Origin of the sequence: Kaistella haifensis DSM 19056 (assembly GCF_000735695.2) — a bacterium.
Taxonomy (GTDB): Bacteria; Bacteroidota; Bacteroidia; order Flavobacteriales; family Weeksellaceae; genus Kaistella; species Kaistella haifensis.
Genome location: NZ_JASZ02000007.1, coordinates 18,007 through 35,088, shown reverse-complemented (window position 1 = coordinate 35,088; position 17,082 = coordinate 18,007). Strand labels below are relative to the sequence as shown.

Genomic DNA, 17,082 nt, shown 5'->3' with positions numbered 1-17,082 from the left:
ATTTAAAATTTTAAAGGGATAAATTAACTCCAAAATTGAAAGTCAGAGGAAGCGGATAGCCATAAGCAGGGGTTTCCGGATCGACGCCTGTAAAGCTTTTGGATTTTATGGTCAAAAGATTCTGCCCACTCACATAGATTCTGAAATTGGAAATCTTGTATTGTTCAAGAATATCTTTAGGAAGGGTGTAACCAAGTTGTAAAACCCTCAATTTCAAATAACTTCCGGTTTCTATATAGTAAGTAGAAAACCTTGATTCTGCATTGCTATCCACTGTAGTTAGTGACGGAATATCAGAGTTCGGATTCTGAGGAGACCACGCATTTAAAAGTCTTGTTCCTTTATTGGAACCTACATCATCCACGCTCCAGAAATCGGTTTGATATTTTTTTGAATTAATTACATCCACATCGCCGATACCTTGCCAGAAAGCAGATAAATCAAAATTTTTGTAGGAAAAATTGAGATTTACACCATACATAAAGCCTGGGTTAGGATTTCCGATCCATGTTCTGTCTTTGTCATTGATAATTCCGTCCGAGTTTAAATCAGCATAACGGATTCTTCCCAAACCTTTACCTGGCTGTGCGGCAGAATTATCTACTTCCGCCTGAGTTCTGAAAAGTCCGTCGGCAACATAGCCATACATCGAATTGATCGGTCTTCCCAGAATATTATCGGTAGTTCCGTTTCCACCATAATTATTGACAACTGATTTAGGTAATTCCGTTATTTTATTTCGGTTCATCGAAAAATTTCCTGAAATTTCATATCCAAAACCACCTGTTGTTTTATTCTGATAGCCTAATGCTACCTCTATTCCTTTGTTCTCCATTGAAGCACCATTGATCCAACGGTTTCCGCCTTCGCCGATGACTCCTAGATAAGGAGGCAATACAAGAATATCCTTTGTATCCTTTTGATAAACATCCACACTACCTGTCAATTTTTGATTAAAAAACCCAAAATCCAAACCTAGGTTAGTTTGTGTAGTGGTTTCCCATTTTAGATCATCATTTTTTGATTGAGTAGCGATAAATCCGGATGGAAGCAGACCACTTCCTACACCTGAAATATCGTAAGCCGTTCCGTATGAAGTAGCCCAAGTGGGATTACCTCCTGCATAATTGGCGATGTAAAGCGAGTAAACAGCAGAATTACTGATTTCTTGGTTTCCGGTTTGTCCCCAACCTGCTCTTAACCTTAAATCTGAGAAAAATGGAATCACTTGTTCTGCAAAATCTTCCTTGTTAATTCTCCAACCTAGTGAAAAAGCTGGGAATGTTCCGAAACGGTTGTTTTTACCGAATCTTGAAGAGCCATCATAACGAAGCGTTGCAGAAAACAGATAACGATTGTCATAATCATACGAGAGTTTTCCGAAGTACGATAACAAACTATAATAGGTTGAACTACCGCCGTTGAAGGCATCGCCGGTTCCGGCATCTGGATACATATAATCTGGATCTTCAATCAGGAAACCTTCTTTTCTCAGCCAAGTATTGTTGTACGTATCTTGATACATTTCCATTCCTCCCAGCAAATCGAAATGGTGATTTCCTGCTTTGGCGGTATAATGAGCAGTATTGGTCCATGTCCATTTTTCAGTATCGGACTGATCAATATTTACAGCATTCTTATTATTCTGCAAATACCCTGAAACATAACTTCTTTGAAGAATTCTTTTGTAATAATTGGAAAAATCAATACCAAAACTTGATTTTAAAGTAAGGTTTTTTACAAGCTGTAATTCAGCAAAAATATTTCCGAAAAACCGTTCGTATTCGTATCCATTATCTTTATTATATTCCAAAAGCCGAACAGGATTCTGCCGATCATTCATTCCTCCAACCGGACCACCCCACCCGATTCCGTCCACTGTATGAACCGGTATAATCGGCAGTGCCCTCAATGCCGGATCAAGAACACCAGGATCCATCAATTCGTTAGTTTTATTGTACGTAAAATTTTCCCCTATTTTTAATTTACCATCGAAAAAATTGTAAGAGGTATTTACACGGGCAGATAATCTTTTGAAATTGGTCAGTTTCACAATTCCCTCATTGTCATAATAACCCATTGAAAAGAAATAAGATCCTTTATCTGAAGCACTTGATGCAGAAACATCTAGTGAATTAGCCACGCCAGTTTGAGACACTTCGTCATACCAATTGGTATCGGCAGACTTAATGGTTTTCGCTGCATCTAAATATTCCGGCACGTAGATGTTGTACAAAGTCGGAACACCATTCTCAACGCCCCAATCGAAGTTATAACTAAGATTATTAGCATTCGGATTCAAACCATCATTAATATTGGCTTGCCAAAGTACTTGCCCAAATTGTTTTGCGTTGAGAACTTCAGTTTTCTTAGCATATTGCGAATAGGCTGTATAATAATTCAGGTCGATTCTCATTCTGCCTTTTTTCCCTTTCTTAGTGGTAATGATAATTACACCGTTTGCCGCTCTGGACCCATATATACTTGCCGAGGATGCATCTTTTAGCACTTGCATAGATTCAATATCGCTTGGGTTTAATTCATGCATGCCAGCTTTTGTAGGCACACCGTCTATGACATAAAGTGGGTCGGTATTATTAAGCGTTCCCACCCCACGAATCAAAACTTTGGTATTCCCTCCAGAAGGCGAACCATCAGTTGAAATATTCACCCCCGCAACTCTACCTTGTAAAGATTTTACGGGATTTGGTTCTCCTTGTTTGTTAAGTTCTTTCATCTCAACGATAGACACCGCACCTGTGATATCGGCTTTTTTCTGCTTCGTGTAACCGGTCATTACAATCTCATCAATATTCTTCACTTTTTCACCAGCCAAAATAATGTTGAGAACTGTTTTTTCATCGACAATAATTTCCTGCGTAGAATAATCAGGATAATTGAAAATAAGTGTATTTCCTTTGTTTAAATCATTCATTTGAAACGTACCATCTTGATCCGTGGTCGTGCTAGCACCGGTTTCTGAAACGGTAACAGTAACGCCGCTTAACGGCTTTTGGTCGGGAGACAGTACCTTTCCTTTGATGGTTTCCTGAGCGAAAATATAGGAAAACGGAAGAAGACAAAAGGCTACTGCAATTTTATATCTTTTCATAAAATAGAGTTTTTTATTTAATATTAAGCTGATGACCACGGATGTTCAAGGTACTTCCTTTCGTATCCGTTGATAAGTAAAGTTCCGAGAAATGTTCGCTAGGAAAGAAAATTTCGGTCAGTACTTTTTCTCCATCATTAAAGAAGATTTCGATGGAAGTTTTATCGATGACCAATTTCATCTTCACATTAGAATAAACCTTGTGCAGAGGTGCTTTGGTAACGGCGGTTGCGTAATTGTTGCCAAAACTTATTTTGCCTGATTTGGAACGGTCGATAAATAGTTCTTTCGTTTTATTATCAATCCCGAATATCAGTTCTTCTCCCAAATCATTTTTCAGCGCGAAAGTATATTTTCCGGAAGTCATTTTTTTCAAATCTAAATCTACAACTGCCTTAGTAAGATCTAGTTGAGATTTTGCAATCAGTTGATTTTGCGCTTTTACCTTAATTGTTTTTCTGGTAGATATTCCTTGATATTTTTTCAGTTGGGCAACAGGAATATTTTTGAGAATGTATCCATCTTTTGTTTTTTTGAGTGAAACTTCTCTCGCCACAGTCATACTGCTTCTCCACGCTTGTGTAGGAACTTCCTGCGCATAGTCCCAGTTGCTCATCCAACCGATAATAACCCGTTTTTCCTTTGGAACATTATCAAAAGAAATACTTGCATAGTTGTCTTTGCCCCAATCTAACCAAGCAGCCTTTTCTCTTTTAATTTGTTGGCTAAAATGTTCATCTACAGTGAAGGTCTTCCCGTCGAAATCTCCGACGAAATATTGTCCTGCAGAACCTTTATTGGGACCTCCCGGATTGATATTGACAATCATCACCCATTTTTCTTCCTTCGAACCTTCTACTTTTAGCGGAAACAAATCGGGGCATTCCCAAACGCCACCGTGACCGCCCAAATCTTTTCCGAATTCGGATTGAAATTTCCATTCTTTAAGGTCTTTCGATTGGTAGATATGAACTCTATCCTGTGCAGCCAAAACCATGATCCATTGTTGTCTTTTTTGATCTCTAAATACTTTCGGATCACGAAAATCTCGGATTCCTGGGTTTTTCAGAACTGGGTTTGCGCTATATTTTGTCCATATTTTGCTGTTGTCTAAAGAATAAGCAATTCCTTGGGTTTCCACATCTATTTGCTTTGCTTTTTCCTTATCCATATTATGATAAGTAAAAATTGCAACAACAGGTTTATTTTTGGCATCTCCGAAACCCGAGGTATTATTCACATCAACCACTGCACTTCCGGAGAAAATGTATCCTAACTCATCAGGATAGAGGGCAATAGGTTGCTCATCCCATTTGATGAGATCTTTGCTTGTAGCATGTCCCCAATGCATCGGTCCCCATTTGTTTCCGTGCGGATAATACTGGAAAAACAGGTGGTAAACACCATCTTTGTAATAAAGTCCATTCGGATCATTCATCCAACCGGTTTTCGGAGTGAAATGGAAGTTCGGTCGGTAAAGTTGCTCCTCAGAAGGTTGAGCTATCGACTGAGCATAGATTGCCGAATTGCAAATCAGCGCTACGACGAGTGTTGAAATATATTTTTTCATTGAAATTATTTTGTTGTTGTTTTCTGGACTATTAGACCATATGTAACGTCCGACTATTTTGATAATGATTTACTTAATTTTTCAAGGGTAGTACCTTTTGTTTCTGGCATCATGAAAATGACGAAAAGCAACTGGAAAACCATAGCGATAGTAAACACAAGGAACACTGTTCCTGGCCCAATGGTAGAAAATAGGGTTGGGATAAGCGAAGGGATAATTGCAGCGAGTACCCAGTGCGTAGAGCTACCAAAAGACTGTCCTGATGCGCGGAGATGATTCGGGAAAATCTCCGATATAAACACCCAAATTATAGTTCCCTGACCAATTGCGTGAGATGCAATGAACAGGAAAAGGAAGATTGGAATCGCCAAACCGGTCCAATGAAAGTAAAATGCCATAGACACTAATCCCAGAGAAATAATATATCCTATGGATCCAATAAACATTAGTTTTTTTCTCCCTACTTTGTCAATCAGATTCACGCCAACCAGAGTAAATACCATATTTACAACACCTATTCCGATACTACTGAGAAGTGCCGTTTTCTCACCTAGACCTGCTTCACCAAAAATCCTCGGTGCATAATACAAAAAGGCATTAATTCCCGACATTTGATTAAAGAACGCCACAAGAAACGCCAGCGTTAAAGGAAAGCGATATTTTTTCATAAAAATATTTTCCTTTGGTGCGTCTGCATAATCTTCCTCCATTTGTGTGGCCAGCAATTCTGAATCCTGATCCGGGCTTATAATCTTCATTACTTTTTTGGCTTCTTCCACTCTGGATTGTGAAATCAACCACCTTGGACTTTCCGGAATGGTGATGACAAAAAGCGTGTAGATTATCGCCGGAATTGCTTGTACTCCCAACATCCAACGCCAGTCATTATCGCCAATTCCGCTTAATAAATAATTAGAAAAAAATGCGACCAAAATTCCCAGAACTATATTAAATTGATATAATGAAACAAGCCTTCCTCTGTCTTTTGCAGGTGCGATCTCTGAAATGTACGCTGGTGCAGCAATCGTAGAAGCACCTACACCCAGACCTCCCATAAACCTGAAAAATGCAAAAAAATAAGGATCATTTGAAAGTGCCGAACCGATTGCGGAAAGTGTATATAGAATCCCTATTGCAAGGAGTGTTTTTTTCCTACCCCATTTGTTGGTAGGTATGCCACCGAAGATGGCCCCAATTACGGTTCCCCACAATGCCATTCCCATCACTACTGCTCCGTGGAAGGCATCCGAACTATTCCATAACAACTGTAGTTTTTTGTCGGCTCCGGAAATTACCACAACATCGAATCCGAATAGAAATCCGGCCAAAGCTGCAGTAATAGCCCACATCATTATTTTGCTCATCTGTTAAAAATATGTATTTGTTTGTGGCTAATATATTCTTAGATGGCAATTCAGGTATCTAATTATGTAACAAAAGATTAAGAGACCGTTAATTATTTATTAAATAAATTCAATTACCTTAAAATCAAATACTTAAATAAACAATCGTTAATGAAAATTTTGATTGTATTTCGAAAATGTAACATCATCATATAAAATTGTTACAGGTTTTCGGGTGCAATTAGGTAGATTTAAGAATAATATTCTAACAACTTATCCCTGAATTGATATACAGCTGCTTAATTTGAATGTATTAGAAGTATACATTTTTTTTAAACTTGTAAGAAACAATTCAAAATCAAGAAAGATTACATCGGAGATTTCGTAAATGATGATATAGTTAAAGTTAATTACCATCGAAGAAATGATGATAGTTAAGAAAGAAGAATATCTGTTTTCGATTTTTTTAAAAGTATAAAATCGGCTTTAAAGTAGTTAGTAAACTACTCCTTACCCATACTTTTCCTGAAAGCATTCGGCGACAATCCAAACTTATTCTTAAATACAGTTGAAAAATAATTTGGTGATGAGAAGCCGTTCTTATAGGCTACTTCCGAAATCGTAAGTTCAGAATTTTGCAACATCGATCTAGCCTGTTCCAAACGGATATTGTTAATATAATCACTTACATTCACATCAAAAATCGCCTTGATCTTTCTGTAGAGCTGGATTCTGGATATATTGAGATAATCTGCTAGGTCTTCTACTGAAAAATCAGCATTATCAATGTTGTCTTTTATGATTTGATTTAATTTATTAACAAAATTCTGTTCGATACTTCCAAAAGACTTCCTGTCGATAATATTTCCAATATGATGAGTATAATAATAGCGCAATTTTTCACGGTTGTAGAGCATACCTCGAAGAGATTGTACTAAAATTGGATAGCTGAAAGGTTTGGTAAGATAAAGATCAACTCCTGATTTCAGACCCTGAAGATAAGATTCTTTATTATCAAGTGCGGTGAGTAAAATAATCGGAATATGCGATGTCCTTAAATCGTTTTTAAGAATTTCGCAGATTTCAAATCCATTTTTATCCGGGAGATTCACATCGCATACAATAATATCTGGAATTTCTCCGACGGCTTTTTCAACAGCATCTGTTCCGTCGGATGTACTGACATCAAATTCTGTTTTCAGTTTATTACCCAAGAAAAATGACAAATCAGTATTATCTTCTATTAATAGCAATGAATAACGCTCTCCATTATCCTGCACTGACTCAAAGACCTCTTCTTCCAATCCCGTAAAACCAGAATCTTTCGCAAGTAATTCGGCATTTATAACGCTGGCTTCTTTTATCATTTGGTCTTCATTGAAATGCTTATTTCCTTTGAAAAGACTTATAACAAACTCAGTTCCCTGAAAAGAGTGAACTTCGATTTTTCCGAGATGTAAATCAATAAACTGACGACTAAGGTGCAACCCGATTCCCGAACTGTTTTTTCGGTTATTCGATCCTTTAAAATAGGGCTCGAATACACTGCCAATTTCTTTTTCCGGAATTCCTATGCCGTTATCTTTAAAGATAATGACCACCTGATTTCCCTTCTCCTGAATGGATATTTCAATTTTTCCGTTGTCTGGCGTAAATTTAAAGGCGTTGGATAAAAGGTTGAAATAAACCTTATCCATCAAATTGCGATCGATATAGAGCTCTATTTTTTTATTGGAAGCGTGAATTTCAAACTTGATATTTCGTTTTTTGGCTTCATTCTCAAAATCCCTAAAAATACCAAAGGTAAAATCATAAACATTGGTTTTTGAAACCCGAAGATTAAAAGTTTTGTTTTCTATTTTTCTAAAATCCAAAAGATTATCGATCAAACGAAGCAATCTATTAGAATTTTTACTGATGAGTTCTATTTCGTAGGATGGTTTGGATCCTTTTTGGATAATGTTTTCTTTTAAAGATTCCAAAGAGCTCAAAATCAGCGTTAAAGGTGTTTTGAATTCGTGGGACATCCCGGTGAAGAAGTTCACTCTTGCATCGTTGCTTTCCTTCAGTTCATCTGCAATTTTTTCAATCTGATTACGTTGTATGGTAACCCTCTCATTGGTTAAAATAAGTTGCTTATTTTTAATTTTAATGGCGTGGATTAGATAGATTGCATAAGCGATAAGACAAAACATCAAAGTCAACAAAATTACCGACCACCGAAACAATTCTTTTTGCGAAGAATATAGTTGTGTCTGTTTTTTTACAGCATTCACTTGGTTTTCGATCACCCCTTGTTGTTCAATAATCTTGTCAAACTGATTACGCATAATCTCTGCATTGAACCTGTCAATTACGGTCGAGTTAAGTTTGATTCTTTTGGGAGGTATTTGTCCATCAAAGATTTTTATTGCGGTTTCAATAGCTTCTGGTCCTCCAGTCGGATATAAAATAGTTACGTTGAATTTTCCATCCAAAACCATCTGTATGCCTCCGTCCTTAGTATTGAGCCCATCGACACCAATAAACTTAATCTGATTTTCTAAGCCTGCACTCCGAGCAACCTGCCATGCAATAGCTGCAAGTTCATCATTAAAAGCAAAAACATATAAACTTTGATTCCCTAAGGAATCCAGCGTTTTTCTGAATGAGTCTACAGGAAGTCCTTTGAAAGATTTTATAAGATGAGTATTGGGATTATTTCTAATAGTATTTTGAAAGCCTCTACTTCTTTCTACCGTTGGAGAGGAGTTATCATCACCTTTGATTTCAATAACCTTTTTTTCGATTTTCGAATCAGAAAGAATATAATTGGCTGCTTCTTTTCCAATTTCCTCATTGTCAGCGCCAATATAGGTAGTGTAACTTGAAGAATTTATTTTTCTATCCACTAGAATTACCGGTATTTTTCTAGCGTGGGCTTTTTTAACAATGGGAACAATCGAATCAGGTTCGATTGGAGAAATAATAATGGCATCCACATTATCATTTATCATTTTCTGAATATCCGCAATCTGTTTTTTTACAGAATTTTCAGCTTTGGATATCTTTAAACTTACATTAGAGTGTAGAGAGGCTTGAATTTCCATAGAATGGTTCATAGCTTCCCGCCATGGATGGTTGCCCAACCCTTGTGAAAAACCGATTACAATCTTATCCGAATTGTTTCTACCCTCCTCTTTACACGCCGTCATCAGAAAAAGCAAAAGAAATATCACTCGGAAAATTTTTCCCAACCCTAACTTATTGAAATCTTTTTTTTTCGACATACTAACGCAATATTAATAAAGATGTTTTACACACACAATTTTTGGTAATACTATTTTATAAGAATATTTCTGAGGAATGTTATAAACAAAAACTATTTAATGGTGATAACATTTGGTTTTATTAATTGTTGGAGGTATCAACGTTTAGTAAATAAGGTAATTTTACGGGGAAGTAGAATCTGATGGTAGAATCATAAATTCCTTATTGAACTTTCACCGAACAACATATAAATGAATTAGTTTTAATTATTGCTCTATTATTTCAAAAAACATTTTGCCATCCCAAAAATAATTCCTATATTAGTATCATTATTCCAATAAAGCAGTATTTTTGAGTGGTAAAGGACAAGATTTCTTACCATCTCTTTACAAAATTTTTCTTGTTCTTATTGCTTTCATTCTTCCTTAAATTTTAGGTTCAGTTTCATAGGCATGAAACACAAGTTTCTTCAGACTGATACTGCAGTTTCATAGGCATGAAACTCTGTAAAAATAGGCACGTTTTTTATGGACTTTACTATGTTTATTTTTACCGCTCTTTTAGCTGAATAAAAATCATCAAAAAATTCCCCTAGCTACGATAACTAGGGGAATCTTTGTACAAAACAATTAAAAATTAAAGTTGTGGGCCTGCAGCAACCAACCTGTTCCCTTCTTCTGTATTGCAGTATTGTTCGAAGTTTTTAATATAACGTCCGGCCAGATCTTTTGCTTTTGTTTCCCAATCTGAAACATTATCGTAAGTATCTCTTGGATCAAGGATTCCTTCCGTTACATTGGCTAAAGATTTCGGAATTTCAAGGTTCATAATCGGAACCGTCGTTCTTTCTGCTTGATCGATTGATCCATCAATAATTGCATCGATAATCGCACGGGTATCTTTCAATGAAATTCTTTTTCCGGTACCGTTCCATCCGGTATTAACTAGATATGCTTTCGCACCGTGCTCTTTCATCTTCCCGATTAATGTTTTGGAATACATGGTTGGGTGCAATGTTAAAAATGCTTCCCCAAATGCAGGAGAGAATGATGGTTCTGGTTCAGTGATTCCTCTTTCGGTTCCTGCCAATTTAGAGGTATAACCGCAAAGGAAGTGGTACTGCGCCTGATCTTCGTCAAGAATAGAAACAGGAGGCAGAACTCCAAATGCATCCGCCGATAAATAAACGATTTTTTTCGCGTGACCAGCTTTCGAAGGTAACACGATTTTATTAATATGATAAATCGGATAAGAAACTCGGGTATTTTCGGTAATGGAATTATCGGTATAATCGGGTTCTCCATATTCGTTCACTACAACGTTTTCTAAAAGGGAATCACGACGGATTGCTTTAAAAATGTCCGGTTCTTTCTCTTCAGTTAGATCGATTACTTTAGCATAACAACCGCCTTCGAAGTTGAAAACACCATTATTGTCCCAACCGTGCTCATCATCACCTATCAAATATCTTTTTGGATCAGCAGAGAGCGTAGTTTTACCGGTTCCGGAAAGTCCGAAAAACAAAGCAACATCACCTTCTTCACCTACGTTTGCAGAACAGTGCATGGATGCCATACCTCTCAATGGAAGGTAATAGTTCATCATCGCAAACATTCCTTTTTTCATTTCTCCACCGTACCAAGTTCCTCCAATGATTTGGATTTTTTGGGTTAGGTTAAACATCACGAAGTTCTCCGAGTTTAGACCTTGCTCTTTCCAGTTTGGATTAGTGGTTTTTGATCCGTTCATCACGATGAAATCTGGTTCACCGAAGTTTTCTAATTCATAATTTGAAGGACGAATAAACATATTGGTAACGAAATGAGCTTGCCAAGCAACTTCCATCACGAAACGAACTTTCAGCCTAGTATCTGGGTTGGTTCCGCAGAAAGCATCTACCACATATATTTTCTTGGAAGTAGAAAGCTGTTTCAAAACCAATTCTTTGCAGCTTTCGAAGATTTCAGGAGTCGTAGGTTGATTAACTTTACCGTCCCAATAAATGGTGTCTTTGGTCACCTCATCCTTTACGATATACCGATCCTTTGGAGATCTACCGGTGAAAATACCTGTTTTTACCGCTACTGCTCCTGATTCTGTTAAAGCTCCTTTTTCGTAGCCTTTATTTTTGGTGGACATTTCGGCTTTGAATAGCTGCTCGTAAGTAGGATTATACACTACTTCTTGGTAACCTGTAATTCCTAAACCATCTAATTGTTGAATAATTTTAATATTCTTCATAACGACTTTTTATTTCTGATTTTCTGATTTTTTCATTGAAAAACAAATTTAATCATTAATGATCATTAATGATGTTTTAAAAATAGTGATATTCATCAGAATTCGCAAGAAAAATAAAAAGTTGTAAAATACTGATTATCAAAAAATTAAATCTGACCAAGAAAAAATACTGTTAAAACCTTTTCCCGAAAAATAGTCCTCAAAACACGAAAATTTAGTACTCATCACGAAATCGCCACCCCATGCGCCCAAACTTTTGACAAAAACAGGACAGTTTTCGAAATATTTTTCTTTCACCGTTTGAATTCCGAGAAAATCTGAAAGTTTTTCTTCGTGCAAGGTCATCAATTGTGAAAAATTTTCTAAATCTTGTGCTTTAATTACGGCCTTTGTCAGCTCAGAAAATTCATCAATAAGTTGTTGCGATTTTTGCTTCGAACGATAATGTTGAATACCTTTTCGGCTGTCTTGCTTATGATTGAGATGAATAAATATGAGATCATCTTTGAAAGAAGGGGAAAAGTGAATAGTTCGTACAAGACGCTGTTGACCGGTAATTTGATAAAGAAGCGCAGATTTTTCTTTGGCAACAGCGATATCGTAACCGCTTCCTCCCAAACTCAGTTCGTTGAGTGTATAAGCATCGATTTCTGCCCATTCGGCAAGATTATTCATCAAAGTTGAGCTGCTTCCTAAACCATAATCTGCAGGAAATTGAAGATTGGTTTTCAAAAAATACGATTCATCTCCTTGAAAAACCTTCGCAGAAAGGCGCTGAACGTTCTGAAGAACTTTTACCACGAATGTTGCCGGTTGCTCCAAATTGCTATCGAGAATTTCCCAGGTTTGATAATTGATCTTGGCATAAAGCCACAATTGATCTTGGTGATAAGCTTCCCAAACCACTTCAGATTTTACATCATCACTGGATTCAAAAAAAAACTCTTGCCCCCATTTTGTAGGTACGGCAAGAGCTAAAGCTCCGTCTAAAACGGTATATTCGGAAGTGAGCAATAATTTTCCTGGTGAAAATAGTTGACCCATTCTTTTTTAATTAAATTGCGGTTGAAGCGCCTACTTCGCTGTTGATTTTCTTAATCAAACCTTGCAAAGTTTTTCCAGGACCTACTTCGATGAAAGTGGTAGCTCCGTCTTTGATCATATTTTGAACAGACTGGGTCCATTTTACAGGCCCTGTAAGTTGTTTGATCAAATTTTGTTTAATTTCCTCCGGATCCGATACGGCAGTTGTGGTAATATTTTGATAAACCGGAATGGTAGGATTTCGGAATTTGGTTTTTTCAATCGCCGCGGCCAGTTTTTCTTGGGCTGGCTGCATCAATGGGGAATGGAACGCTCCGTTTACTGGTAGCATCAAAGCGCGTTTCGCACCCGCTTCTTTCAATTTTACGCAAGCTTCTTCAACTGCTGCAGTTTCTCCGGAAATTACCAATTGTCCCGGACAGTTATAATTTGCAGGAACCACAATTCCATTGATGGATTGGCAAATTTCTTCTACTTTTTCGTCTGGAAGGCCTAAAATAGCAGCCATAGAACTTGGGTGTGCGTCACATGCTTCCTGCATCGCATTTGCACGCGCAGCAACCAATCTTAAACCATCTTCAAAAGACAAAACTCCATTGGCAACCAAAGCAGAAAATTCACCAAGAGAATGTCCTGCAACCATTTGTGCGCCTTGTCCGTTGACGATTTTCAATACGGCAACTGAATGGATAAAAATAGAAGGTTGGGTAACCTCAGTTTTTTTCAGATCTTCATCCGTTCCTTTAAACATGGTGGAAACGATGTCGAAACCTAAAATATCATTGGCAGATTCCATCAGGTCTTTGATGTCTTTACGGGAATCGTATAATTCTTTCCCCATCCCGACAAACTGTGAACCCTGCCCAGGAAATACAAGCGCTTTCATATAGATTTATTAGCAAAAAAAATTGTTGCGGTTAATCATTCGAAAGATTAACTCCTTATTATTAAATTTATTTATTCTCCTTTCGGGATTTATCTTAATTAGAAACTAAACGAACGACGCGGTATCCTTTGTTGACGTACGCACCGGATTTGGATTTCTCAAACTCGAATTTCGTAGCAAGTTGGGTTTGCACCTTGTTCATTTGTTTGAAAATTTCGCCTTTTTTATTCTCGCGGCTCAACATATCATTAACCACATCAAAACCGATCACTGCATATTTAGAAGGTGTTTTGCAATATTTTTCTTTGTACGCAGCCAAAATTTCTTTTTCGTAATCGCCTTCAGTATTGATTTTTCGATCCATTAGATATACTAAGTTTACTTGGCTTAGCGCATCCTCTTTTTTCTCAAAAATCGGTGAATAATACATACTAAAAGCCTTGATACCGTTGGTTTCTTCAGCCAAAGCGATCATTCTATTAGCAAAAGCGTCGGCTACAGCATCCTTGTCATTCGCCAAAATAGCAATCACGGGAGCAGATTGTCCAGTCATCATGTTTTTATCTACTTGAATATCCGCAGCTGAATTGACGATAATGACATTCGGGTTTTTCAATTCTTTTTCAAGATTTGTTTTCAGATATTTTGCTTTGGTTTGATCTTCATCCGCGAGAATGTAGATTTTCTGATCAGAATATACGTCCTTAGTTTCCTTCACGATGCGATCTGCATATACCATCTCATTGGTTTCGATAAGGATAAGATTATTGAATTTATATAAATCTTCAGAATTAGCGAAAGGAGCAACCACGGGAATTTTCGTTGATTTCACGTAATCCAAAACCTGCAAAACACTGGATTTGAAAAACGGCCCGATAATTAAATCGGTATTATCAGCATTGATTTGTGTCAACGAATTTTTGAAACTTTGTTCGTTTCCTGCGTCAATCACCTTAATGTCCAGCTTTTGTCCTTTTTGTACGTTTCTTTCAATAGCGAGTTTTGCTCCAGAAAGGAAATCGAGGGAAAGGGTTCTGTACTTAGAATCACCGGTATCAAAACCGAAAGGCAACATCAACACTACGTTCAATGCATCCCCTGATTTCTTTACATATCCTTCGTCTAATTTTTTGATTTTTAAAACCATTCCGGTTTTTAAACCTTGCGATAAACTTGGATTTAAAGTAAGCAATTGATCCAAAGAAACCCCGAATTTATTTAAAATCCCGAAAACGGTATCACCTGACTGAACGGTGTACGTCACGTAATCATCTGCTGTAGAAGTACTTGTGTAAGTGCTTGCAGGTTTATTTTCTTCCACTTTCTCCTCAACAGCTTTTTCAGAAACCGTTGAAGAAAGTGCGTTTCCTTTTATTTTAATAACTTCTCCCGGACGCAAACCTTTATCTTCTAATCCCGGATTGAGGGCGAAAAGTTCCTTTTGGGTTAGGTTAAACTTTCGGGTCAGTTTATAATAATTGTCTTTTTCTTCAATAGTGTAAAGATCATCGCTGGTCGCTTTTTCCTCTTTTTTCACCTCTTCTACTACAGGAACTGTATTGACTTCTTCCGGTTTTACAGCAACAGCTTGGCCGGCCCCGAATTTGTTGATATTCTCCAACGGCAACACTACTTCATCCCCAATTTTCATGTGACTGTCCAACTCAGGATTTAATCTTCTAAGCTCTGCCTCGCTAACTTGATATTGCTTGGTGATTCCATAGATGGTTTGCTTTGGTTGCAACACTATTTTTCCCAATTGGGCAGTCGCAGTAGCTTTCGCCGGTACTGCTTTGGTTTGTGCGCCGGTTTTACCCACTACCAAAACTTCTCCTAATGCGAGTTTGCCATCTTTCACCTTTGGGTTTTTTTGGTAAAGTTCATCCAAACTCAATCCATATTTTTTAGAAATATTGTAAGGAGTATCTCCTTTTACAACTGTATGCGTCTGGGCAGATAAACCAGAAAAAGCGATTAAACTTGAAATAATGAATGATTTTTTGAACATCATATTAAGATAAATATTTACAAAAATACTGCTTTAAAATTAAATGGAAACAATAATTAATTCCGACTTTTCCACGTTCATTTCTTGGTAACAATTTTGAAGCCATTCTCTACCATAGTCAGCATAGAAAACTGAGAAGTTAAAAACTCTTTCCTGCCATATTTTCCCGGGATGGATCTTCAAAAATAATTTTTCAAGTCGTTCTAGTTTTTCCTGTTGTTTTATTTTTTCCGCACGAAGCAATCTTTTTCTCATTCTTTCAAAAGATTTCAACTGACGCGTTCTTTCGGCATCTACCAAAGAACCGAAACTTTTATCTGTTGTTTCCGCTTGATCGGAAATGGCCTGAAACTGCTGGTTTAATGTTGTTTCACTTTGATTGAGAAGAGAAAGAATTTCGTTTTTTTCCAGAAGATTTTTTTTGGTAACCGCCGCAAAATCCCTAAAAAAATCATCTAAGGAAAGTCCTAATTTCTCCGCTTTTTTCAAAGTTTTTTCATCTGTAAAAAGCAAAGAATTTCTCGGAACCAAAACCGGAAAAGGCAACTGAAGCGATTCGAAATACGCTTTCAGCTCCAGCCAATACATAATTTCGGCATTTCCGCCGACATATACCAAATTCGGCAAAATAGTTTCTTGATAAACCGGCCGCATCAACGCATTGGGACTGAATTTCTCAGGATAATGCTCCAATTCAGCAATGATTTCTTCTTTAGTAAACGAAATTTCAGTATCTACAACATGGTATTTTTCATCACGGAATTCAATTCTGTTGCGGGTTTCCGAGAGATAAAATAAATTAATTTCCCGCGGATTCACCTGTACTTTTCCGTACTTTTCGCTAAGAAAAGAAACGGTATTTTGGGTTGTTTCAAAAAGATTTTGATGCAAAAGTTCGTTTCGGAAAACGTCGGTCATTTCTTTTTTCAATTCCGGATGATCTCCGTCAATGATGATTAAACCATACTCTGCAAAAAGCTCCTGAACCAAAATTCTCGTTGCTTGAGAAAGGGTATTTCCTTTTCGGTAAGCCTTTTTCATCAACAAAATAAGTTCAGTGCCGAAGACCGAATCCTTAAATTCTTCTTCGAATTGTGAAATGAAAAAATCGTCTTCCACTAAAATCCTTCCTACTGATCCACCAGCTTTTGCCTTGATTTCATAATAATGATTCTCCGTTTTGAAATGATTGATTTCCTCAAAGTCATGATCTTCCGTTGCCATCCAAAATACAGGAACGGCCTTATGATCCGGGAATTTTTCATTAAGAAAATCGGCCATTTTTATGGTTTGCAATATTTTATAGATAAAAAAAACAGGTCCGGAAAATAAGTTCAGCTGATGCCCCGTTGTCACCGTAAACGAATTCTCGTCCTTTAAATAAGACAAATGAAGTTTTTGTTTTTCAGAAAGGTTAGAAGAAGCGTGTTGCTCATCCAAAACTTTTGAAAGTACAGCCCTTGACTCTTGTGAAAAACTGCCTTTTTTGAGCAGAAACTGCTTTTCAATATTTTTTAGGTTGAAAGTATCTTCCTCGAAACCTTCGATCTTCTGCGTGAGAAAATCCTTGATCAGCTGTGGAATGCTTTCAATTTCTATAAACGGGATATTTTTAATTTTTTTCAAAAT

At 37.0% G+C, this 17,082-nt stretch carries 9 protein-coding genes; all 9 read right to left on the bottom strand.

Going from position 1 to position 17,082, the window contains the following annotated elements; genetic code table 11:
- Positions 1-10: 10 nt before the first annotated feature.
- The 9 genes from AP75_RS04940 to bshC all read right to left on the bottom strand — a co-directional run bounded on the left by AP75_RS04940 (position 11) and on the right by bshC (position 17,079).
- Positions 11-3,112: a SusC/RagA family TonB-linked outer membrane protein gene (locus AP75_RS04940; RefSeq protein WP_031504269.1), complete on the bottom strand. Its 3,102-nt coding sequence runs from the start codon at positions 3,110-3,112 to the stop codon at positions 11-13.
- A 13-nt stretch (positions 3,113-3,125) separates the two neighbouring features.
- The gene (locus AP75_RS04935) at positions 3,126-4,682 is read right to left on the bottom strand and encodes a glycoside hydrolase family 32 protein (protein ID WP_031504266.1); all 1,557 of its coding nucleotides are present in this window, start codon (positions 4,680-4,682) and stop codon (positions 3,126-3,128) included.
- Positions 4,683-4,735: 53 nt separating this feature from the next.
- Complete coding sequence (locus AP75_RS04930; RefSeq protein ID WP_031504264.1) at positions 4,736-6,046, bottom strand: sugar porter family MFS transporter; 1,311 nt, start codon at positions 6,044-6,046, stop codon at positions 4,736-4,738.
- Between the two features lie 482 nt (positions 6,047-6,528).
- Positions 6,529-9,294 (bottom strand): substrate-binding domain-containing protein, encoded by a 2,766-nt coding sequence (locus AP75_RS04925; RefSeq protein WP_088263736.1) that lies wholly within the window; start codon positions 9,292-9,294, stop codon positions 6,529-6,531.
- Between the two features lie 616 nt (positions 9,295-9,910).
- Positions 9,911-11,515 (bottom strand): phosphoenolpyruvate carboxykinase (ATP), encoded by a 1,605-nt coding sequence (gene pckA / locus AP75_RS04920; RefSeq protein ID WP_088263735.1) that lies wholly within the window; start codon positions 11,513-11,515, stop codon positions 9,911-9,913.
- Positions 11,516-11,653: 138 nt separating this feature from the next.
- On the bottom strand, positions 11,654-12,559 hold the full coding sequence (locus AP75_RS04915; protein ID WP_031502177.1) for a GYDIA family GHMP kinase: 906 nt from the start codon (positions 12,557-12,559) through the stop codon (positions 11,654-11,656).
- A gap of 10 nt (positions 12,560-12,569) precedes the next feature.
- The gene (gene fabD / locus AP75_RS04910) at positions 12,570-13,445 is read right to left on the bottom strand and encodes an ACP S-malonyltransferase (RefSeq protein ID WP_031502178.1); all 876 of its coding nucleotides are present in this window, start codon (positions 13,443-13,445) and stop codon (positions 12,570-12,572) included.
- A 94-nt stretch (positions 13,446-13,539) separates the two neighbouring features.
- Entirely contained in the window at positions 13,540-15,453 is a 1,914-nt protein-coding gene (locus AP75_RS04905; RefSeq protein WP_088263734.1) for a PBP1 and LysM peptidoglycan-binding domain-containing protein, read from the bottom strand.
- Between the two features lie 39 nt (positions 15,454-15,492).
- A complete protein-coding gene (gene bshC, locus AP75_RS04900) occupies positions 15,493-17,079 on the bottom strand; it encodes a bacillithiol biosynthesis cysteine-adding enzyme BshC (protein WP_031504621.1) in 1,587 nt (528 codons plus the stop codon).
- Positions 17,080-17,082: the final 3 nt, after the last annotated feature.

Excerpts from the sequence above, each read along its gene's own strand:
- AP75_RS04925 (WP_088263736.1), bottom strand. The coding sequence starts at position 9,294 with ATGTCGAAAAAAAAAGATTTCAATAAGTTAGGGTTGGGAAAAATTTTC.
- AP75_RS04905 (WP_088263734.1), bottom strand. The coding sequence starts at position 15,453 with ATGTTCAAAAAATCATTCATTATTTCAAGTTTAATCGCTTTTTCTGGT.
- AP75_RS04930 (WP_031504264.1), bottom strand. The coding sequence starts at position 6,046 with ATGAGCAAAATAATGATGTGGGCTATTACTGCAGCTTTGGCCGGATTT.
- AP75_RS04935 (WP_031504266.1), bottom strand. The coding sequence starts at position 4,682 with ATGAAAAAATATATTTCAACACTCGTCGTAGCGCTGATTTGCAATTCG.
- AP75_RS04915 (WP_031502177.1), bottom strand. The coding sequence starts at position 12,559 with ATGGGTCAACTATTTTCACCAGGAAAATTATTGCTCACTTCCGAATAT.
- fabD (WP_031502178.1), bottom strand. The coding sequence starts at position 13,445 with ATGAAAGCGCTTGTATTTCCTGGGCAGGGTTCACAGTTTGTCGGGATG.
- AP75_RS04940 (WP_031504269.1), bottom strand. The coding sequence starts at position 3,112 with ATGAAAAGATATAAAATTGCAGTAGCCTTTTGTCTTCTTCCGTTTTCC.
- pckA (WP_088263735.1), bottom strand. The coding sequence starts at position 11,515 with ATGAAGAATATTAAAATTATTCAACAATTAGATGGTTTAGGAATTACA.